This window comes from Haloglycomyces albus DSM 45210 (assembly GCF_000527155.1).
Lineage (GTDB): Bacteria > Actinomycetota > Actinomycetes > Mycobacteriales > Micromonosporaceae > Haloglycomyces > Haloglycomyces albus.
In genome coordinates, this window is sequence record NZ_AZUQ01000001.1 from 1,751,158 (window position 1) to 1,773,098 (window position 21,941).

Genomic DNA, 21,941 nt, shown 5'->3' on the forward strand with positions numbered 1-21,941 from the left:
TTCGAGACGGTATGTCGGCCCTTCTCTCGCAGGCGGTGATACGTCCAGTCTAGAACCGATGTGAGACGTGCGAGCACGGCTCTTTACAGATCCGTTGCCTGTTCTAGTCGTCGGACGTGGAAAGGTGCACTTCGAGGATGTAGGCACTTCCGGCATTCGGAGTATGGACGGAGTCTATTTCTTCTCCGGAATCATCAAAGAAAATAACCGTCTGCCATTCCATACCGCGCGAGACGTACCCGTCGGCGGTCAGCTCGAAACAGTGTGCTGCTGGAGCCCAGTCATAATCGGTGTTGGCCTCCAGAACGTCAATCTCACCGCTGAATAGATCCACCACGGCGTTTTCGACCGAATCGTCGGGGGCGATGCACGCACGATCGCCTACAATACCGCGCAATTCGACCTTGTCGGAGTCATTCGGAAGTTCCGGAAGTTTGAGGGTATCGAGAGTCTCGCCAGTGTCCGGATCGGCAAGCAGCAGGCTTGGTTCGCCGGTAGGCGCTACCCATAGCCCTTGGTCAGTCCAATTCATCGAGCAGTGCGCCGGTAGGTTCTGTTCCGTCGTTTCTTCTCCCGACATTGAGATAAAGCTGACGGTACCCTCTTCTGCGTCACTGGCAGCGGCAATGCGCGATCCGTCGGGTGACCACACAGGAGAGCCACAGGTCCGGTCGATGGGGCCTTCCATGACCCTTTGGATTTCCCCGTTCTCCAAGTCAATAACGTAGAGGTCATGACCGAGATCCCCACTGGCAGCGAAGGCCATGTGGGCAAAGTCGGGTGCGATGGTCATGGACTTGAATTGGATTCCCCTGCTCTCCAGGTCGTCATGGGCTTCGCTAAAGCTGAGAAGGGAGGTTTCCTCACCGGAATCGAGATCTAGCAGAAGTATTTCAGTGGTTTCTTGTTCGTATTCCACCGCAACATCTTCGGTGGGGAATTGGTCCGCTACCTCTGCGGACATGCCGGAAAGGCCGGAGGATTCGGATTCCGAGCTCTCGTCGGTGTCGGCATTCTCGGGGTTCGTGTCATCATCTGCTGCCGTGTTATTGCAGGCAGAAAGTACCATCGCTGTTGCTGCGCCACACGCTAGTGCGGACAGGCGACGGGTGAATTCAGGGTGCATACCCTTCTCCTTCTGGGGTTTGTTAAATAAATGCAATGACTGACACGCCTAATTAACATGTGCGCCTTGGGTTTTAGTCTACATAGTAAAGAACTGAATGTAGTCTATTGATGTCAATGTGTTGTTTAGATGCTATATAATCGATATCTTTGCCTGGATTCGATCCACAGCGTCGCGTTATGTTAAAGAGTATCCGCGTGGAAGGATCGTGACATGACGAACCCCTCAAATGTCGAATCGAGGAATCGTCCCGAAAACGGCAGTCGGCATCGCTGTGCCACACCCGAGACGCCGGATTCGGGATGTTATGCGTGTGCATGTGCTAACTAATGTCACAGGATTCCCCCTCCTATGCTGGGGCGATCCTGTGGCTCCGCTATCGTCGAAGAGATGGCTCATGTTGATTCTGTACCCGGTTTGCTGCGGGACAGAGCCTTCCGCCATTTTATCGCGTCAATCGGGTGTGGGGCCTTCGCGCAGCGCATTATGATGTTCGCCGTGCCAATGATCTCGGTGTACGTGCTTCACTCCACCGAACTCCAAATTGGAATCACGACCGCTCTGAACACGCTTGCCGTGCTCCTCTTTGGACTACCCGTTGGAGTGTGGGTCGACCGCCTGTCCCTCAAACCGCTCCTCATCGTCACCGGACTGGCTCGCGCGATAGCGATGGCCGCGATTCCCGTCATGTGGCTGACCGGATGGCTGAGTTTCCTCAGCCTCGCCATCGTCGTATTCCTCGTCGGCACCCTCAATCTCCTCTACGAAACCGCCCGCCACAGCCTGCTACCCGTACTGGTGGGACGCCGCCGACTCGGAGCCGGCAATGCCACCGCCGCGGGGGTCCATCAGTCCCTCACCCTCTCCGCCCCCTCCCTCGGAGGCGGGATCGTCGCCGCCATCGGAGCACCGTTCACCTTACTGGTCAGTGCCGTCGGAAGCGCGGTGTCCAGTCTGTTCCTGACCCGGGTATCCGTCCGACGCGAGACTCACCATCACTCCGACGATCCCCACGCGATCCGGGAAGTCTCCGAAGGACTCCACTACGTCCGACACCACCGCATACTGCGCCCACTCCTATACAGCGACATGTGGCTCAACCTCTGTGCCGCCATGTACACCGCCGTCCACATCGTCTACATGGCCCGCACCCTGCACGCCTCGCCCACCGTCATCGGCTTCGTCCTCGCCGTCGCCGCCGCCGGAGGCATCACCGGAGCCCTGGTCACCCGTCACCTCACACGCGCCATCGGTCAGGGCAGGACCCTCGTCGCCAGCCTCGCCCTGCTCGCGCCGTTCATCCTTCTATTGCCGATGATTCACAACGACCGACTGGTGTGGACGGTCGGCATCGGAGGAGCGGGAGTCGGATTCTGCACCATCGTCTACAACATCACGCAGATGACCGTGCGCCAAACCCTCACTCCCGACTTCATCCTGGGCCGTGTCAACGCCACCTTCCGCGTCGCGACCGCACTGACCGCCTCCACCGGAGCCGTCGTAGGCGGAGCCGTCGCCGCCGAATGGGGTCAGCGCTCCGCCTTGTGGGCGACCGGACTCCTAGCGCTCGTCGCCTGCCTGCCCGTTGCCAAGTCGGCGATCGTGCGATGCCGCGACTTCAGAGTTTATACACGACTCAGACCTTGGACACCTGCGCGACCAACTCGGCGCGATTATTGACCCCGAAGCGCCGATACAGGCGAGTCAGGCGACCCTCCACGGCTTTGACCGACAGGAACAAGGTGGCGGCGATATCGCTATTGGTCAGTCCGGCGGAAACGAGCTCCACAATTCGGCTGTCGGTCGGCCCCAACGAGGCCAACGGAGAGTCCTCCACGGTCAACGACGTCTGTCCTAGTGCTTGACGGGCGAGTTCACGCCACGGTTCCGCGCCGATGTCGCCGAACAGTTTGGTAGCGCGTTTGAAGTCCGCCTCAGCCACACTACGACGCCGCAGCCTGTGTGCGATACGGCCCGCGATGAGGTGGGCGCGTCCGACTTCGAGCGGCTCGGCGGAGGCACCGTGTTCCTTCACGGCGGCGTCGATGAGATCGTAGGCTCCGGCCATGTCACCGGCCGCGCAACGAATGGCCGCCTCGGCACGCGCCAACGGCAGATAGAGGATCTGGCGTTGATGTTGGTGAACCCTTGCGGTGAGCCGATCCAGATAATCGCGCGCCTGATCTCGCTTGGCACTGTAGGCCAAGGCTTCGACGTAATCGCTGTGCCACGGGCAGACCGCCGGGTCACCGTGCCCGCTGAGTTTCTCGGCATCATCCGCGTCGGCGAAATAGCGCAGCGCCTCCGTATGATTTCCCAGAGCGTTCGACGCCATTCCCGCGATACCGCTGGCCAACTCGAACCATTCACGATCACCGGCCGATTGGCACGATTCAAAAGCCTGCTGCGCGAGACTCAAGGCCGATTCGAACGACCCGCCCGCCCATTCGGTCAGAGCTCCCATGACCTCACCGACACTCTGCAGGCCGGTTCCTTCGCTCAGGTCCAGACATTCGCGCCCGGCGGCAAGTCCGCGTTCGCAGTCGCCGTTGCGGTAATAAATCGTCGCCGACGAAATCAGAATGACCCGAAGCTCCGAGACGCGCCCCAATGCGCGAGCCTCGTTTTCCAGGGCGGTGATCGTCTCCCACGCCGCCTGTCTGCGGCCCCGAAAGAGGTTGAAGGTACACCACAATTGCCGAGTGTTCGCGGTGCGATCGTCCAACGGCAGTCCATCGGCCAGCTGCTTTGCCTCGTCCTGTAGCCGAAAGGCCTCATCGGGATCGTTCTCCAGGGTCACACTGGCCATAGCGGTAATGGCACGCAAGCGGATGGTGTCATTGCCCAACTGGAGACCGGCGTCGTGAGCGGCTTTGGCATATGCCAGGGACGCGTCCCAATCCCGTTTGTGGTAAGCGATGTCGGCCTGTTCGAGGGCTACCTCGGCCTCAAGCTCAACATCGCCCTCCGTCGATTCGGCCGCCTGGTTAACATAACCGTGCGCCGTATCGATATTCTGACCGCTCAAGTCCGCCAACAACAATAGTGCTCGCGTGCGCGGTCGGGCGTCTTCACACCGCGCGACCGCCTCGGCCAGGCCCTGTGCGTACGTGTGATTGCCCGCCTGGTGGCTGAACCGTGCCGCGGCGAGTGATCGCTCGGCGGCCTTATGCGGGCACGGTGAACGGCGTGCGGCCAATTCCGCCAATTCGGCGGCCGCGGCGGGAGCGCCCCGATCCGCGGCTTCGTCAGCGGCGTCGACGGCGCGAGCGGAAACGTCCTCGTTTGCCGTCGGACTGGACAGAATCAGGTGCCGGGCGGCGATGACGGGATCGTCGACGGCATTGGCCAGCACATGGTGTGCCCGCCGCGCCTGAGAGGACGTCGTGGTGGATTGAATCAACTCCGGCAGAAGGGGATGACGGAAATGAATATGTCCGTCGGGGCTGATGCGGATCGTGTCGCTCAGTTCCGCCGGTTCCAAACAGTGCTCGGGAAGAGCGTCGCACTGCTCCAAGAGGTCGAGTGTCGGGCGAGTCGACAGTGCACTGAGCAGTAGAGCCCATTGGGTCCGGCTCTGATGCGGAGTGATGCGGGCGGCGATGAGTTCGTTCAGACGCCGGGGAAGCGGCTGTTCGCTGTTGCGACTGAGGAAGTCGGCGCATTCGACGATATGGAGCGGATTTCCGTGTGCCTGGTCTATGATCTGCTGGTGCTGAGCCGGGGTGAGTTGCGGAGCGGTGCGCTTGACGAGGCAGGAGGCTTCGCGATCGGACAGCGGAGGGATCTCATATTCTGAGAGGTTGGTGGGGTGAATCGGCGTGGTGCGACTGTCGTATTCACTGCGCTCGCACACCAGGAAGGTCGCATTGAGTTTATCGATACGGCGCGCTACATAGGACAGAACTTCGGCGCTGGATTCGTCCACCCACTGCACGTCGTCGATGATGATCAGAATAGGACGGTCGTTACCGGCCCGGCGCAACAGTTCGGCGGTAGCCATGAGCAGGCCCATGCGATCGGGGTCGTCGTCGGTGTGCGTGTTGGTGAGCAGGTGATTGAGGATCGTGGCCTGTTGCGGGGGAAGCGTGGGGATGTAAGAAGAGAGTTCGGAGATGAAATCGATGAGGATGACGTTGGGGAGGCGCCGTTCCTCGCGTGTGGGACAGGTATGAATCTGGCGTATTTTGTGGTCGGCCAAGGTTGTGCGTACGCGGTCGACGATCGTGGTCTTGCCGATTCCCGCCGGGCCATGAAGATATATATTAGTCGATTTTATAGCTTGTCGAGCGACGTCTTGAGTGAGCTCTCTTCTGTCACGCATGACCGACCCCCGCTAGTTGGCGTTGTATTCAGGGTATTGAGCGAAGACAACAGAAGTATAACTATTCGATCATAATTGAGTTTCGGGTGCGACGTTTCGGCATCTCAGAATATGAGAAGGGTGGTCGCGGCGCCATGAAAACGCGACCACCCGGGGGAAAGAAGAGGATGAGTAAATGATGTGCGGCCCCAGTCGTCCACGCTAGGGCCGCACCGCTCTATTGAGCTGTTCCCCTAAGGCTGTGTGTAGCCGAAGGAGTAGGAGCCGCTCCCGCTGTAGGAGTAGGCGACCCAACGGTAGTATCCGCTGCTTCCGTCGTAGCTGACGGTCTCTTGCGAGTCGGCGGAGGTGCTGGAGATGACCGTCTGCCAGGAGCTACCGTTCCACTTCTGCAGGTACAGATCGAAATCGGTACCGTCGGCGCCGTCCAGGCAGCCCTCATGGGTGCCGGAGTAGGCGTAGTAGTAGCTGCCGTCGGGGTGCACCGCGGTGTCACCGCTGCCGCTCAGGGTGCCCTCAGCGGTGGTGGCGTAGTCGGCGCAGTTGCTCGGGTCGGACGGTTCATCCGGGTTGTCGCTGCCGTCGTCACCGTCACCACCGTCGTTACCGCCCTCGAGCATGAACTCGGTGTTGGTCATCAGGTTGGGTGAACCGGTACCGACGTCGGTGAGAGTGTCGGCGGTGGCGTTGTCCAGTACGGCGCTGGTGGCCTGAGCCGGAGTGGCGTTCGGGTTCTCGCCGAGGTAAACGGCGACGACACCCGCCACGTGCGGAGAGGCCATCGAAGTACCGGTCATCGAAGTGACTTCGGTGTTGCTGTCGTGTGCGGCCGACAGGATGTCGGTTCCGGGACCGAACACGTCGACGCAGGTGCCGTAGTTGCTGGTGCCGTAGCCGGTGTAACGAGCATCGTTCTGATTGGAATTGGCAACGGTGATGACGTTGTCGAATTTGGCCGGCGTGTAGTTGCAGGCGTCGTCGCCGTCGTTACCGGCGGCGGCCACAACGGTGACGCCGTTGGCGACCGCGTTGCTGACGGAGTCCTGGTAGGCCTGGTCTTCTCCTCCGGAGGGGCCACCGAGGCTCATGTTGATGACGGCCGGACGGTCGCCGTATTCGGTGACCCAGTCGATGGCGGCGATGATGCCGTCGGTCGAGCCGTAACCGTCGCAGCCCAGAACCTGTACACCGACGACGTCGGCGCCCTTGGCGACACCGTAGTCGCTGCCGACCGAGGTACCGGATACGTGGGTACCGTGGCCGTGGCAGTCGGTGGAGTCGTCTTCATCGGCGAACGACGGGCCCATGGAGGCGCGGTTTCCGAACTCGTTGTGGTCCGGGTTGATGCCGGTGTCGAGGACGTAGACGGTGGCACCGCTACCGGCGTTGTCCGGGTAGGAGTAAGCGTCATCGAGGGGAAGATCGTTCTGGTCCAAACGATCGGTGCCCCAGTTGGGAGGGTTGCTCTGCGTGGTGTCGGTGGATTCCATCTCACGGACGGTGTCCACATAGTCGACGTCGGGGTGAGCGGCTACTTCTTCAGCCTGCGATTCGTTCCCGCTGAAGGAGAAACCACGCAGCGAAGAGTGGTACAGGTGGTCGAGGTCGTCGGCCTTGTCGGCAACGATGCCTTCGGCGAGTTCCGAGAGCTTCTTCTTGCCCTTGGGAGCCTCTTCGTCGAAGACGGCGATGTAGCTGTTGCTGACGGTGCCGGGGCTGTCGGTGCCCAGGACCTCGACCGCTTCATCCGATGAACCCTGCGCGAAGGCGGTAGAGGTCAGCGGTATGGAAACGGCGCACGCAACGGTGGTGGCCCCCACCGCGGCGAGTGTCCGCTTCATTCTGCGGCGCGGATTGTATGAACTCATATATAAGAAATCCTGTTCATGTGAAGTGCCGTCGGGAGTACGTCGGCGGAACTTCTCGAGTCGGTTTTCTGCGAGGAATGCCGGATCTCGCTTCGCATTGGACGGGGTCTCCATCCCGTACGAAACGACGTTTCGGCATACCTTCGTATCGAAGAACATTGCTTCGATTTCCAGTTCCTACGAACGTACGTTTAATACGTGTGTCCACTCAATAGGGAATACCCTTGCATACGAACAGGTAGATGAATGGTTAACCAAAAGTATGGTTAGTAAAACTTAGAAATGAATATTATTGGAGCACAAGCGGTATAGTTGCTATCAATTGATATTGATAGATGTAGAGAAATAGCGAAAATTGTTGTCCACAATGAGGGAAACGTGCGCAGCCCGCAACTATTGAATTCGTGGGATCACTCCATTATTCGGTACTGAATCGATCGATCCCAGAGCGATGAAAACATCTCTAAAATAAATGAGCGTGCATATTTATGCTTAGAGGCTAAAGTAGCAAATCGACTGGTGGCACCGAGACATCTGCGTGCACCTCATCAACTCAACCACCAAACCATCTGCACCCAAGTACTGGTCAACGGTGAACCCCTAGCACTGAATGTGCAATGTGGCGGTAGAGGTGGCTATTTCCCAAAAGAGCTCAACCATCAAGCTATCCCCAGGGGCGAGCCGACTGGCGAGCCGCCAACAACGCGCGAAGCGCGTGTGTAGCGGCGGTAGAGCTGGAGGGGAGCTCAGGTTGTTCCAGGTGCTGCAGATGTGCGCGAGGAGGATTCTCGCGACCTTCAGGTCGTGAGAATCCCCCGCAGCGTAAATATGGAGTGCCTGGGGCAAGCTGAGCGGTCACCTCACCACCCACTTACTAGGAGTTGGGTGTCTTGCAACGCTTCGACGAGGTTTTGAATTTCCCACCCTAGTACGTTGCGGCGCCCTGCGCTTGCGGCGGAACCGTTCTGAAGCTTGGTCATGAGGGTTTCGGCTGCGGCTTCCAAGTCGACCGCCGTTCCCGGTGGTGCTTCGCCTCGGGCGCGTGCCGACAGGCGCATGTAGGTGGTGTCGACGGCGTTCGCGAAGTCGTCTATCTCCGGTATGTCGGTGGTTTCTTTACGCCCGATGTCGGCGTTGATGGCGATCAACGCGCGTGCCGCTCGGTTCAGGGCGTCTTCGACACCGGTGACGTCGCTGGATTCCGGGGTGCCGCCGACCGGTTCGGCGGCGGCTTTGTCCACGGCGGTGCGTACGGCTTGGCGATTGACGCGGACGTTGTCGATGACCGTCCGCATGAGGTTGGCGTCGTAGTCGACCGGATGCGCCTGGCGGTCCATGACGATGCGGGCGTAGTCGCGGTAGGAGTCGATCAGGTCGGCGAGGAGGTCGCCGAGGCGGCGAGTCTGCCAGGTGGGCGTCAAGAGGTACAGCAGCAGTGCCAGTCCCGCGCCGATCAGGGTCGCCGATACACGTTCGAGGCCGGAGGTGATGACGTCGGTGCCGGCCAGGTCGATTTGGAATACCGTATAGGCGGCTACGGCGGCGTTCCACAACATGGGGGAGACGGGTCGGGCGAGGTAGGCGACGGTCGCCCAGAGCAGTACCATCCCGAGAATCACCGGGTACAGGTGCGGGATGAACAGGGAGATCACACTGGCGAGGAGGACTCCGGCGGCGGTTCCCAACGCACGCACGGTTCCTCGCGTCAAGGTTCCGGCGTAGTCGGCCTGCAGGACGATCCACGCGGTCAGGGGAATCCAGTAGCCGTGGGTTCCGGGCCAAAAATACAGGGCGATCAATTGTGCCGAGGCCACCACGATTCCGTGACGCCACGCGTGGTGCGCGGTGGGGGAGGACAGGCGCAGGTTGGTGCGGAGTCGACCCATTCCTTCGCGCATCTGGCTGCGGGCGTGCCGGACGGTGCCGGTGGAGATGATGTCGTCGTTACCCGAGATGATCCGTGCGGCGTAGCCGTCGGCGTCGTGCAGAACGCGTAGTAGTCCTCCGATTTCCACCGGGATGGTTCCGGTGGCGGTGGCTACCGGGTGGCGGCCGAGTTGTTGCAGTAGTTCATCCCAGTTGGGGGAGACGGCTTTGCGGGCGGTAATGGATTCGGCATAGGTGCGCAGGACCTGTGAGGCGAGCAGTAGGGCGTCGGAGTAGAGATCGGCGGCGTCGGGATCGGTGTTGCTGAGTCGGGATCGAGCCGCTGAGACGCGGTTGATCGCACCGACGATCTCATAGATCTGGTTGCGCGCGGCGGTGATGGATTCGGGGAGGCGGCGGCGGTGTTCCAGTTGATCGGTTGCCGTCAGGACTTCTTCACGGGTCAATGGGGCTTCGGGGTTCTCGGCCAGTTCGGCGGCTTCGTCTGCGAGGGCTTTCCATGCTCCCGCCAGGTAGGCGCGGTCGGTGGTCCAGCGTTGGTACGGCGGCATGAACGTCAGTAGAGCTTGGATTCCGCATCCGCCCGCGACCGCCAGTGCGGCGATGAACGGCGTGGTGTCGGCGGTGATCTGTTCGGAGAGGAAGAAGACGATGCCGACGGTGATCGAGGTGGCTCCGATATTGGGGCCGATGGTGCCGACGTAGGTCATGACGACGGCGAATGCCGCCGACGCCAAGAGAAGAGGTAGGGGATGGGTGATCGCGCCCAGAACGACCACGACGCTCCCGGCGATCCCGATCAGGAGCGGGGTGGACGCCTGGGAACGAGCGGTCGGGGTGACGAGGCCGACTCCGCCGAGCCAGGCCCCGATCATCAGAGCGATCGACCAGCTCGGATTTCCCAACGCGGCGGTGATACCCATTGCGACGGCCATGCCGACGGCGCATTTGACGGCCAAATAGGGGGTGACTTCATTGGGAGTCCACGATTTGATGTTGTCGCGAATTTGCGCGCCCGACCGTTGAATCCCCGCTTTGACCACGCTGCCAGTCTAAAGGAGTATTGAGCGCCGTGCGGTGTCCGGTCGATCCGGCATGGGGTGAGCGGTCGGACCGGCGTAGCCGAAACACGAGTTCGGTGAGTGAGACAACAGGTGTCGCGGCTGTGACTCCCGCGCCCTCATCGCTCAAGTGAAGGCGACAACACGTTACGCTGGAAGAATGCAAGATCTGGTACTCGTGGTGGACTTCGGTGCCCAATACGCGCAGCTCATCGCCCGCAGAGTGCGGGAAACGCAAGTGTATTCCGAGGTAGTGCCCTCAAACATGCCCGTCGCCGAGATGCTCGCGAAGAAGCCGTCCGCCGTTATCCTGTCGGGTGGCCCGTCGAGCGTGTACGCCGAAGGCGCTCCACAAATCGATGCGGCTCTGTTCGAGGCCGATGTTCCCGTTTTCGGGATCTGCTACGGGTTCCAGGCTATGACTCAATCCCTGGGTGGCACGGTCACCAAGACCGGTTTGAGCGAGTACGGCGGCACTGAGCTCGACGTCGATTCGGATTCCACCTTGTTGACCGGTCTTCCCGAGCGGCAATCGGTATGGATGAGCCACGGCGATTCGGTGACCGAGGCTCCCGACGGTTTCACCGTTATCGGCCACACCGAGCGCACTCCGGTGGCCGCCTTTGAGAATCTGGACCGCAAACTCGCGGGCGTGCAGTACCACCCCGAGGTGGCGCACACCCCGCACGGCCAGGCGGTACTGCGTCATTTCCTACACGACATCGCCGGGATCAAACCCTCGTGGACGTTCGGCAACATCATCGACGAACAGGTCGAACGCATTCGTGCTCAGGTGGGTGACAAGCGAGTCCTCTGCGCGCTGTCGGGCGGGGTGGACTCCTCGGTCGCCGCCGCACTGGTGCACAAGGCCGTCGGTGATCAATTGACGTGTGTGTTCGTCGATCACGGTCTCCTGCGTCAGGGAGAGGCCGAACAGGTCGTCAACGACTACGCGCAACTCACCGGAATCGACGTACGCGCCGTCGACGTCAGTCAGCGTTTCCTCTCCGAACTCAAAGGCGTCACCGACCCTGAGGAGAAACGCAAGATCATTGGGCGGGAGTTCATTCGCACCTTTGAACAGTCCGCGCGAGACCTGGCGAGTGAAGGGGAATTCCATTACCTCGTACAGGGCACGCTGTATCCCGACGTGGTGGAGTCCGGGGGAGGAACCGGTACGGCCAACATCAAAAGCCACCACAATGTCGGGGGACTTCCCGAGGATCTTAAATTCGATCTGGTCGAACCGCTGCGGACGCTCTTCAAAGACGAGGTTCGCGCGATCGGACTGGAACTGGGACTGCCGGAGTCACTGGTGTGGCGCCAGCCGTTCCCCGGCCCCGGCCTGGGAATCCGCATCATCGGGGAAGTGACTCACGATCGACTGGAAATGCTGCGGGCCGCCGACGCCATCGCCCGTGCCGAGCTCAAAGCGGCCGGTCTGGAACGGTCGGTCTGGCAGTTCCCCGTCGTTCTCTTGGCCGACGTTCACTCGGTCGGAGTGCAAGGTGACGGCCGCACCTACGGCCATCCGGTCGTACTTAGGCCCGTATCCAGTGAAGACGCCATGACCGCCGACTGGTCGCGGCTGCCGTACGAGCTGCTGTCGAAAATCTCCACTCGGATCACCAATGAGGTGCCCGAGATCAATCGCGTCGTCGTCGACGTGACCTCCAAACCACCGGGAACCATCGAATGGGAGTGATCCCTCGTTCACAGCCGCCGACGCCCCGCATCGCCCAGTCGGCGGTTGACGATGGGTCCGGTACCCCACGGACGTGTCACCACCGCGTTTAAGAGGCGACACTGACAGTTCTCACTCCGACGTAGAGTTGAAGGTATGCAATTCCGGATAGCTGCGTACGGGGAGGTACGCGATCATCGAGGGCGCCTGTTGCTGACCAGGCGCCGACACGCGAAAGGGAGCCACGGTCCATGGCATCTTCCCGGCGGAATCATCAATCATGGGGAAAGCCCGGCGGAAGCGGCCGGGCGACTCGTCAGCCACGAGGTAGGAACCGACCTCAACGCGCTGGAGCCAGTCGCGGCCCTGGCGATCGCACGTAACGACGTTCACACCAACGCCGTCGTCTTTCGCATGGACACTCCGGCGGCGGAACCGCCGTCCCGCCCCGGCACGACTGTGGCATGGGTCGATCCCCAGCAGGCGCTGGCCGAGACGCATTCCCCCTTCGTATCCGCAGCGCTAGGGGAAACCGATACCCGGCTCGCCGGGCAGATTCACAAATCCGAGGCACAGGAGGTACGACCCACCCCGCCGAGTAAGGCACGCAAAGGACGCCGGAAACGCGGGCAGCGGTTCGGTGCCTACGGTGTCGTCAGCGACGCCGACGGACGGATTCTCCTCGCCCAGATTTCCGAGGGATATCCGGGTGGAGGTACCTGGCACCTGCCTGGAGGCGGAGTCGACTTCGCCGAGGCGCCCGCACAAGCGGTCGTGCGCGAAATATGGGAGGAAACCGGCCAGAACGCCCAGGTCGATCGGCTCCTGGGAGTGACTTCGTTCCGCCACCGCCGTGCCATCGGCCCGGAAGGATATCCGCTTGACTGGCACGGAGTACGAGCGATATACGGGGCGTCCGTGTCAGATCCGTCACGTGCCCAGGTGGTCGAGGCCGCCGGAGGCTCGACCTGCCAGAGCCGCTGGTTCCAAGCCGACGAACTCCGGGAACTACCGATTTCCCCGGCAGTCGAGGACGCTCTGGGAATACTGGACCACTCCTCACCGCTCAAACAACACCTGACGGCCTGACGACCGAACGGTAAAACCAGGGGCAACGGTCGACTAAAGTCGAGATGTTCTAGAGGTATCGCGGCAATACCGAACAGACCGGTGTTCACGGGGACTTCATCGCCGGCGACGCCTGGCAAAACAGCCACGACAACAGGCATAACGTCGCTTTCCTGAAGGCCCCGTGCCACGGACGCCTCAATCGTACGGAGGCTCTAAAAGCCTTCTTCACGTATTGGTATCGTCGTGGAGTTCATAGATCATTAAGGAGGAGCCGTGCTCCCAAAAGCCCCATGGAGGCGTAATCGTCCGGCTGTCACTCGACGCAACCCCGCGAAACCACGTCGGGTACGAACCGTGGCACACCGGATAGCGCATCCCACGGCGAGCCGACGGGTACGCGCAGCTCATCGACCGCCCAGCGATGACTCCATGGCGGCTCCCGAACCGATCCCCCTGCTCCCCGGCGAACACACTCTGGCGCGGCGCTGTTCGTTCGCGCTCGCCAACTGTTTCACTCTCGCTTCGATCACCCTGGCCCTTTTCTCCATCGTCCTGGCCACCGACGGGCAACTCACCTACGCCGCGGCGGCACTGGTCGGCTGCGTTCTCGCCGACGGCCTCGACGGTCCGGTCGCACGACGTTTCGGAGTGGCCAGTCCCTTCGGCGCACAAATGGACTCTCTGGCCGATATGTGCGCCTTCGGGGTAGCGACGCCCATTCTGTTCTTCTGCTGGATGGAGGGAACCTTCCACTCGGTGCTCCTACTGGCCATCAGCGTCTTCTTCGGAGCCTGCGCGGCGATTCGACTGGCCCGCTTCAACGTGTCGCCTAAGGACGGTCGGTACTTCTCCGGCGTCCCCACCACACTGGCGGCCGCGGTGGTCACTCTGTCGGCCCTATTGCTCGACGAGCCCATTGGAGTAGTCGGAATACTGACCGCCACTTGTGCGATCTTCATGATCTCGCCGTTCCCGTACCCCAAGCTGGGGCAGCTGGCCAAACTGCCGATCTGGCTCTGGGCACTTCCGATCGCCGGCTTCTGGTTCGACCATGAAATGACGTTTTACACCTTGGTATGGGCTTACCTGGGCGCGGGTCCCATTCTGTGGATCGGACTGCGGCGTGGGAAAGAGTCCGAGGATCTGTCGGGAAGCCCCGCGTAAATCGACCTCGCGCATGGAAAAAGCCGGGGCCGACCATGCGGCCCCGGCGACGATGCTCCGTTTAGCTCCAGCGGGCCAGTACCGACTCGCCTCCGCGTACGGTGTCGCCCGGCTCGACCAGAGCCTGCGCTTCACCCTGCGGCAGGTAGATATCGGTGCGCGATCCGAAGCGGATGAGACCGTAGCGTTCACCCTTGGCGACCGTGGCACCGATCTTGGATCGATTGACGATGCGACGCGCGATCATGCCCGTGCGCTGCGCGACCGCCACCCGTCCGCGTCCGGTGTCGAACACCGTGTAGCAGGCGGCGTTGTGCTCGGACTCAGGCTTCATGGCATTGACGAAGCCGCCCGTCTCGGTGAAGATGTCGACCACGTTTCCCGAAACCGGGGCTCGGTTGATGTGTACGTCCAAGATGGAGAGAAAGACGGAGATGCGCAGCCAGTCGCTCCCGGCGTTCCCGGTGGCGGCGCCGAACCGCTCGTCCACGACCGTCTCGATGGCGGTGACCGTGCCGTCCGAGGCGGCCAGTACCGAATCGGGGTCGGGGTCCATCCCGGCCACGTCGGCGGCGCGCTCGGGGTCGCGGAAGAACGCGCCCACCGGCAACGACAGGGCCGCCGGGACCATCCAGGCCTTGGACTTCGGGCGAAGGCGTTTGGTGATCAAGGCCGCGCCCAGGCACAGACCGGCCGCGATGACGCCGTTCGAGTCGACGTGCATGCCCGGTGAGACCGGTACGGACGAGGCCCGCCACGCGGGCGCGATGTCGTCGGTGTCGTTCTTCGACTGTGCGGAGTCGAACCGCAGCTTGTGGATACGCAGAGGTGGGAAGGAACGGGCGATGAGATCGGACCCGATGCCGTGGTCGGCCACCAGTTCGGCGATTTCCTCCCGTGCGGGGGCGGTCAATGTGGCGGCGAAGGTGAGAGTTCCGCCGGCTTCGACCTTCTGCTTCAGGGTTTCGATGTCGTTGATGAACTCTTCGGCTTCAACGGTGACGGGGGTGGCGAGCATGATGTGGTCGACCGCGGCGGCTTCCTGAACGTCAGCGAGGACGTCGACGTTTCCGGAGGTCCAGGAGCCTTCCTCGTCGAGGCCGCGACGGACTTCGTCCACCGCGTCGGTGACGACGGTCAGTTTGTCGTCGGGCATGAGGCTCTCGAGGGCCGACTTGAGGACATTGTCGTTCCACGCGGCACCGATGACCAATCCGGTCTTGGGGCCGCGTCGGCGATTGAATTCGTCTGTGATTCCGCGAGCGGCGGCTGTGGAGATAGGCATAGCACTGACTATAAAGGCTAAGCGCAAGGGAACGTAAACCGACAAGCGCACAGTGGCGGGGACCGAGAAAAAGAACCGCCCGGGCCTACGCCGAACCGACCGATCAGCGGAGCGGTTCCGGCTCGGGAGACCGCCTGATCGGCGTCATACTTTTGGTCAATACCGATAATCGTTCGTACGAGAAGCCGTCTCAGCGCCGCAGAGCCGTCGTTGACCAGGATGTAACGGTTTTGCGATAGGAGGCCGAGATGCGAAAGTCACAGACGGTGAATCCCTGGTTCAAGGGAACGGGCGCGTTGATTCTGGCAGGTGGAATCGCCGCCTTGGCCGTGAGTCCGGTTCACGCCGAGGAAGAGGAAACGCCGCTTATCACCGGTGATGTTGAGACGACGGAAGGCCTCACACTTCTGGAGTCCACTGACGACGGTTCGGGAGACCTCATGGAGATCGAGGCCGACATCATTTCCCTCACCCCCCACGACGGCGATGGAGAGGCACTCCTGACCTACTGCATCGACTTGGAGACCGACCTGATCACCGACCACCCGTACGCCGAGGGTGAGTGGACGGAGTCAAATGTTCCCAACCTCGAGTCCGTGCGGTGGGTTCTGTCGAATTCCTACCCGAACGTATCGGCTGACGCGCTACTGAGCGCGTCCGACTTCGACGGAGATCTAGACGCCGGCGCGGGTGTGGGTGCCGAAGTGGTCGCGTATGTGGCGACCCAGGCCGCCGTGTGGCATTACACGGACGGCTTCACTTTGAACTCCGGCGACGCCACCGTGGAAGTGGACGGTGTGGCCGACGAGGCCATCGAAGCCGTCTACGACTACCTGGTGGACAACACCGGTACGCTGCCGAACCCGGACGAGTACAACATTGAGATAGGAAATCTGGACACGGCCACGTACGACGGTGAGAAATTCGGTCCGTACATTATGCAGTCCAATGTGGGCCAGGTGGAGCTCGCCGCCGAGGGCGGTTCGTTGGTGGACGAAGACGGTGAGGCGGTGGACGTTCTCGCCGGCGGCGAGGAGTTCTACATCAGCTTGGAACGGGCGTCGAACACGATCACCATCGACGGAGTCGCGTCCTACGATCTTCCGCTTGGGCGGGTATTTCTGGCCACGACGCCGGAAGCGGTCGCGAGTGACTTCTCCCAGGCGTCGGACAAGGAAGCGTCTCAGAAACTGATCCTCGCTCAGCCGCGCGAGTCCGAACTGCCGGCAAACTGGGCCTTTGAACTGGAAGTGCCGCGCACCGATGGGGTTCCGGAGTCCGAGACTCTCCCGGTGACCGGTAACGCCTTTATTTACGCGGGAGGATTGGCCGCCGTGCTGGTCGCCGCCGGAACGGTGGCCTTGCTGGTAACAACCCGGCGGCGTACCACCACATCTGTCTAAAGTAGATATTCGTCACTCCTGTTCATGTCGGCGAGGGAGCGATCGTCATCGATCGACTTCCTCGCCGTTTTTCGTGTCATGACCCCGATAACGGGATGTGGAGGTGAACGTCGTCGCGAATCGTGTCCGCAAAGTCCTTGCCTCGTACTCGGGGTACCCCACCCGAGCGAGGCGTGACGCCATTGGATATGAATAATGGACATGACCGCAACCGAGAATCGCTCACGAGCGTGTTTGTGGTTGAAGACAAATCTCTAATCCTCCCGATCTCAATTAAATTAAGGGGCGTCAAAGGGATGTTCAAACGTTCACTCAAAGCCGGTGCGGCGGCAGGAGCCGGTCTCCTGGTGGCCATCGGATCGGCAAACGCCGTACAGGCGCAAGACGATGGCAATGAACCGGTTCGCGGTGGGATCGACACCGCTGAAGGATTGTCGCTGAAAGGCAACCAGGGCGGCAATATTCAAGCCAGCCTCATTTCCGTTGAACTGGATGGGCAGAGCCTGCTCTCGTACTGCATCCAGATTGAAAACCCCCTCCAGGAAGACAAGATCCACGAGGAAACGGCCTGGGATGAACTGGGCGAAGAAGTAGAGAACCTCGAGGAAGTGCTCGCGGTACTCAACGAGGGCTTCGGTTCCAACGACGCCGACACGGTGTTCGAAAAGGCCGGTGTCGAGGGCGACTGGGACGCGGCACTGAGCGATCAGATCGCTTACGCCGGTACTCAGAGCGCCATCTGGTCGCTGACCGACGGCTGGGAGCTGGGCGACGACGCCACCGGCAGCCCGGAGGACGTCGACGCCGCTGTGACGGCCGTACAGGACTATCTGCTGGACAGTGACCTGGACCCGGTTCCCGAGCCGATCGACGAGCCGACCTTCGAAGTCACCGGTGACGATGCCGAGTACGACGACGGCGTTGCCGGCCCCTTCCAGGCCAGCACCAACATTGGCCCGCTCACCTTCGAGAGCCCGGAAGGCACCACCGTTGTAGACGCCGACGGCAACGAGTTGACCGAGCTGAACGACGGTGACACCTTCTACGCCGAACTCAGCGAGGATGCCGACGAGTTCGCGCTCAACATCACCAGCTACACCAACTACTTCGCCGTGGGACGCACCTTCGAAGCCACTCCCGACGAGGTCAGCACCAAGTCCGACGTGCTCAAGGCTCAGCGCATCATCCTCGCCGAGCAGGGTTCCCAGCAGATCGAGGGCGAAGTAACCCTGTCGATCGAAGTTCCCAAGCAGCCGAAGCTGCCCGAAACCGGTACCACCTACGTGATGTTCGCCGGAATCGGTGCGGCTCTGCTCGCCGCCGGTGCCGTCGCGCTCGTCCTCATGCGCCGTAAGCGCACTGCCGGAGACTGGGGGAGCCCCGCATAAAGTGCTCCGCAGGTTGCGACGACGGTCGGCCTACGAACCGCTGAGTACGGATATGTGATGCATCGCATGTGTCATTCAGTGGGATATGTCGTGAGGGGGACTGGCTAGGGCCGGTCCCCTGTGGCATACTTTGAGTCATGAACAGCAACGCGCGATTTTACTTTTACTATGGCCCGGTCCGTCCGAGCTATAGGTTGTCGCGCTAGCTAATGACCTACAGCCCCGGGCGGGATGCCCGGGGCATTTTTTGTGTCTCAGGGAACCGGTCGGTGCTGGATTTCTACCTAGATCCGTACTATCGAAGGGATAGCCCTCATGACCAGTGAATCCACTGAATCAGCAGTGTCAACCTCCACCGTCAACGCGGACGACGATCTGGACACCTTGCGAGATCGAATCGACGTTCTTGATTCCGAAATAATCCGACTCTGGAAAGAGCGTGCGGGCGTTTCACAAAAAATCGGCCAAATCCGCATGGCCTCGGGCGGTACTCGCCTGGTATTGGACCGCGAACGGGCGATTCTAGACAAGTTCTCCACGGCATTGGGCCAGGACGGTACCGAAATCGCCATGCTCATTCTGCGAGCCGGCCGAGGGCCACTGTAATCGACCTTTGATCGCCGTTTTCCGTCAGGGCCGCTACCGACCGGTGGCGGCCCTTTCCGCGTCTGAGACGGCTATGGCATCGGTGTTTTCGAACAGGGTTGACATTCCTGCGTTTCATGTGTCAAGATTTTCTTACATAGGTAAGGAAAGTGTTTTATGGAGATGAAGGATTTGACGGGTGATGATCTCCTAGTTGTCTGCGCGGCGCTGGGGAATCCACATCGCCTCCGGATCATGGCCGCGCTGGAAAAGGGCCGTCAGTACGTCAGCCTGTTGGCGCGGGAACTGGAAATCAGCCGTCCTCTGTTGCATATGCACCTCCAGAAACTGGAAGCGGCCGGCCTGGTACGGGGCGAGCTGGAGCTGTCGGAGGAAGGGAAGGCGGTCAAGTACTTCGAACCGACCGATTTCCAGCTCAAGCTCACCCCGAAAACCATCGGGGACGCCGTGTCGACCCTGCGGCGCGCCTCGGAATCATAGTCGCACCCACTTTGAAAACAGGAAGGAAAACACCATGTCAGTTGAAAACGCGGGAATGCTCTTTGTCTTCGGCATTCTGTTTCTCATAGCGCTCATCACCGTCGTGTCGATCATCTGGGGAACCAAGGTGGCGCGCGCCAAAGCGGTCGCCGCACGCGAGGAGCGCTACCGTGAACTGGCTCAGAAAGTGTCGGACGACACCGCTGAGGTCAAGGCGTCGCTGGTGGAGATGAAGGCTCGCGTGGCGGCGATCGAGAAGATGCTTAAGGAGGTCTAAGCGGTCGTCAACCGTGCCGACGGGAGCTCGACGGCGGTTCGGGGTGGCGGAGAGAATGCGTCGGTCGTCGAGGCATAATGGAACACCTATGGCTACTGCGCTTCTCGAAGGACTCAATGAACCGCAACGCGAGGCGGTCGAACACACCGGCGGACCACTTCTCATTGTGGCGGGAGCCGGCTCGGGTAAAACCCGAGTCCTGACGCACCGGATCGCCCACTTGATCGGGGAGCGCGGGGCACATCCGGGTGAAATTCTCGCCATCACCTTCACCAACAAGGCCGCCGGGGAGATGCGCGAACGACTCGACGAGTTGGTCGGTCCGCAGGCGCGCGGCATCTGGGCGCTGACATTCCACTCCGCCTGCCTGCGGATTCTACGTCGGGAAGCGGCCCGATTGGATTTGAAGAGCAGCTTCAGCATCTATGACGCCGACGATGCCCGGCGCCTGCTGGGACATATCGTCAAAGAACTGCACTTGGATTCGAAAAAGCACTCCCCACGCTGGCTGGCCTCTGAGATTTCGAAGTTGAAAAACGAGCTGATCAGCCCCGATCAGGCCGGTGCCGACGCCGACGACGCCCGCAGTCGACTCATCGCCGACATCTATCGCGAGTACAATCACCGCTTGCGTCTGGCCGATGCGGTCGACTTCGACGACATCATCGGGCTCACCGTCGACCTGTTCCGAACCTTCCCCGCAGTGGCGGAGACTTGGAGGCGTCGGTTCCGCCATGTACTGGTCGACGAATATCAGGACACCAACCACGCGCAATACGTCTTCCTGCGGGAACTGGTGGGGACGGGCGACGGCGCCTCCGAACTGTCCGTTGTCGGGGACGCCGACCAGTCCATTTACGCTTTTCGCGGGGCCACGATTCGCAATATTCTGGAATTCGAACGTGACTACCCCGATGCCCGCACCGTTCTGCTGGAACAGAACTATCGATCCACTCAGACGATTCTGGACGCTGCCAACAGCGTCATCCGTAAGAACACCCAGCGGGGACCGGAGAAGAAGCTGTGGTCGTCGCAGGGCGGCGGTGCCACGATCGTCGGCTACAACGCCGAATCCGAGTCCGCCGAAGCGACGTGGGTGGCCAATCGTATCGACGACTTGATAGACGACGGTGCGGCCGGATTTTCGGATATGGCCGTCTTCTACCGCACCAACGCACAGTCCCGTGCCTTCGAGGAGATCTTCATCCGACGCGGTATTCCGTACAAGGTCGTCGGCGGGGTGCGGTTTTACGAGCGTAAGGAAATCCGGGACCTGCTGGCCTATCTGAAACTCGTGGTCAACCCCGACGACACGGTATCGGCCCAGCGCATCATCAACGTACCCAAACGCGGGTTGGGAGATAAGGCCGTGGGGGCGGTCTCGGCGTGGGCGGCCAGTAGGGACATATCCTTTCCCGCCGCCGCTGCGGAGGCCGACGACATCCCGCAGCTGTCCCCTCGCGCCCGTACGGCGGTCAAGCGGTTCACCGAGATCATGGCCAACGCGCGCCGATTGTCCTATACGGCCGGGCCGGACGAGGTCGTGGAGCAGCTCCTCTCCGACACCGGGTACCTGGAGGACCTTTCGGCGTCTCGCGATCCACGGGACGAGTCACGGGTGGACAATATTCAGGAGCTGATTTCGGTGGCGCACGAGTTCACCGCCGAATCCGCCGTCGACGACGATGAACCCGAGGCGACCGACACGGCGTCGTTCTTGGAACACATCGCCCTTGTGGCCGACAGCGACGCGATCCCCGACGACGAGGGGCAAGTGACGCTCATGACCTTGCACACCGCCAAGGGGCTCGAATACGACACCGTCTTTCTCACCGGGATGGACGACGGAATGTTTCCGCACGAACGATCCATGTCGAAGCCCGACGACTTGGAAGAGGAACGTCGACTGGCCTACGTCGGCCTGACCCGAGCCCGCCGGCGCCTTTTCCTCACCCGCGCCACGTCCCGGAGCGTATTCGGAACTCCGCAGTTCTTCCCGGCCAGCCGATTCCTCGGGGAAATCCCCGGGGAGCTGCTCGAATGGAACGACTCCACACCACCGGCGGCCCCACGCAAACTGGGGAAGACGCCGTCCTTCGGCCAACCGATCGCGGTGAAGGAGGCCGCCGACGTCCCGGTGCTGACGGTCGGCGATCAGGTCGAACACGCCAAATGGGGAACCGGCAAGGTGGTGGAGACGAAAGGGTCGGGGCCACGGGCCCAAGCGCGCATCGATTTCGGGAGCGGCGAGCCCAAGTGGGTGATTCTGCGGCTCGCGCCCCTGACGAAGGTCGAATGAGCCGCCGGGCCGTGTGAG

15 protein-coding genes are annotated in these 21,941 nt (G+C 61.4%); 10 read left to right on the forward strand and 5 right to left on the reverse strand.

The window, feature by feature from the left end; all coding sequences use genetic code 11:
* Positions 1-103 precede the first annotated feature (103 nt).
* A complete protein-coding gene (locus HALAL_RS0108230; protein WP_025273543.1) occupies positions 104-1,126 on the reverse strand; it encodes a hypothetical protein in 1,023 nt (340 codons plus the stop codon).
* Between the two features lie 390 nt (positions 1,127-1,516).
* Between HALAL_RS0108230 and HALAL_RS0108235 the strand changes: the two genes are divergently transcribed.
* On the forward strand, positions 1,517-2,806 hold the full coding sequence (locus HALAL_RS0108235; RefSeq protein WP_281171607.1) for an MFS transporter: 1,290 nt from the start codon (positions 1,517-1,519) through the stop codon (positions 2,804-2,806).
* On the opposite strand, the gene HALAL_RS0108240 is transcribed toward HALAL_RS0108235, so the two are convergent.
* The 3 genes from HALAL_RS0108240 to HALAL_RS0108250 form a co-directional block, all read right to left on the reverse strand.
* Positions 2,763-5,450, reverse strand: coding sequence for a helix-turn-helix transcriptional regulator (locus tag HALAL_RS0108240; protein ID WP_025273545.1), 2,688 nt, complete (start codon positions 5,448-5,450; stop codon positions 2,763-2,765). The genes HALAL_RS0108235 and HALAL_RS0108240 overlap by 44 nt on opposite strands.
* A 233-nt stretch (positions 5,451-5,683) precedes the next feature.
* Complete coding sequence (locus HALAL_RS0108245; protein ID WP_084472083.1) at positions 5,684-7,318, reverse strand: S8 family peptidase; 1,635 nt, start codon at positions 7,316-7,318, stop codon at positions 5,684-5,686.
* An 860-nt stretch (positions 7,319-8,178) separates the two neighbouring features.
* Positions 8,179-10,248: an FUSC family protein gene (locus HALAL_RS0108250; protein WP_025273547.1), complete on the reverse strand. Its 2,070-nt coding sequence runs from the start codon at positions 10,246-10,248 to the stop codon at positions 8,179-8,181.
* Between the two features lie 178 nt (positions 10,249-10,426).
* Between HALAL_RS0108250 and guaA the strand changes: the two genes are divergently transcribed.
* The 3 genes from guaA (at position 10,427) to HALAL_RS0108265 (ending at position 14,185) form a co-directional block, all read left to right on the forward strand.
* A complete protein-coding gene (gene guaA / locus HALAL_RS0108255; RefSeq protein ID WP_025273548.1) occupies positions 10,427-11,971 on the forward strand; it encodes a glutamine-hydrolyzing GMP synthase in 1,545 nt (514 codons plus the stop codon).
* A gap of 135 nt (positions 11,972-12,106) precedes the next feature.
* Positions 12,107-13,039 (forward strand): NUDIX hydrolase, encoded by a 933-nt coding sequence (locus HALAL_RS0108260; RefSeq protein WP_025273549.1) that lies wholly within the window; start codon positions 12,107-12,109, stop codon positions 13,037-13,039.
* Between the two features lie 411 nt (positions 13,040-13,450).
* The gene (locus HALAL_RS0108265) at positions 13,451-14,185 is read left to right on the forward strand and encodes a CDP-alcohol phosphatidyltransferase family protein (RefSeq protein ID WP_025273550.1); all 735 of its coding nucleotides are present in this window, start codon (positions 13,451-13,453) and stop codon (positions 14,183-14,185) included.
* Between the two features lie 61 nt (positions 14,186-14,246).
* Here HALAL_RS0108265 and HALAL_RS0108270 read toward each other — a convergent pair whose 3' ends face one another.
* Entirely contained in the window at positions 14,247-15,470 is a 1,224-nt protein-coding gene (locus HALAL_RS0108270) for a phosphatidylserine decarboxylase (RefSeq protein ID WP_025273551.1), read from the reverse strand.
* Positions 15,471-15,718: 248 nt separating this feature from the next.
* Between HALAL_RS0108270 and HALAL_RS0108275 the strand changes: the two genes are divergently transcribed.
* The 6 genes from HALAL_RS0108275 (at position 15,719) to pcrA (ending at position 21,923) form a co-directional block, all read left to right on the forward strand.
* A complete protein-coding gene (locus HALAL_RS0108275; RefSeq protein WP_025273552.1) occupies positions 15,719-16,873 on the forward strand; it encodes a thioester domain-containing protein in 1,155 nt (384 codons plus the stop codon).
* A gap of 296 nt (positions 16,874-17,169) precedes the next feature.
* Positions 17,170-18,261, forward strand: coding sequence for a thioester domain-containing protein (locus tag HALAL_RS0108280; protein ID WP_025273553.1), 1,092 nt, complete (start codon positions 17,170-17,172; stop codon positions 18,259-18,261).
* A gap of 315 nt (positions 18,262-18,576) precedes the next feature.
* Entirely contained in the window at positions 18,577-18,867 is a 291-nt protein-coding gene (locus tag HALAL_RS0108285; RefSeq protein ID WP_025273554.1) for a chorismate mutase, read from the forward strand.
* Positions 18,868-19,023: 156 nt separating this feature from the next.
* Complete coding sequence (locus HALAL_RS0108290; protein WP_025273555.1) at positions 19,024-19,347, forward strand: ArsR/SmtB family transcription factor; 324 nt, start codon at positions 19,024-19,026, stop codon at positions 19,345-19,347.
* Positions 19,348-19,381: 34 nt separating this feature from the next.
* Entirely contained in the window at positions 19,382-19,624 is a 243-nt protein-coding gene (locus tag HALAL_RS0108295) for a hypothetical protein (protein WP_025273556.1), read from the forward strand.
* 88 nt (positions 19,625-19,712) lie between these two features.
* Positions 19,713-21,923 (forward strand): DNA helicase PcrA, encoded by a 2,211-nt coding sequence (pcrA, locus tag HALAL_RS0108300; RefSeq protein WP_025273557.1) that lies wholly within the window; start codon positions 19,713-19,715, stop codon positions 21,921-21,923.
* The last annotated feature ends 18 nt before the right edge of the window (positions 21,924-21,941 follow it).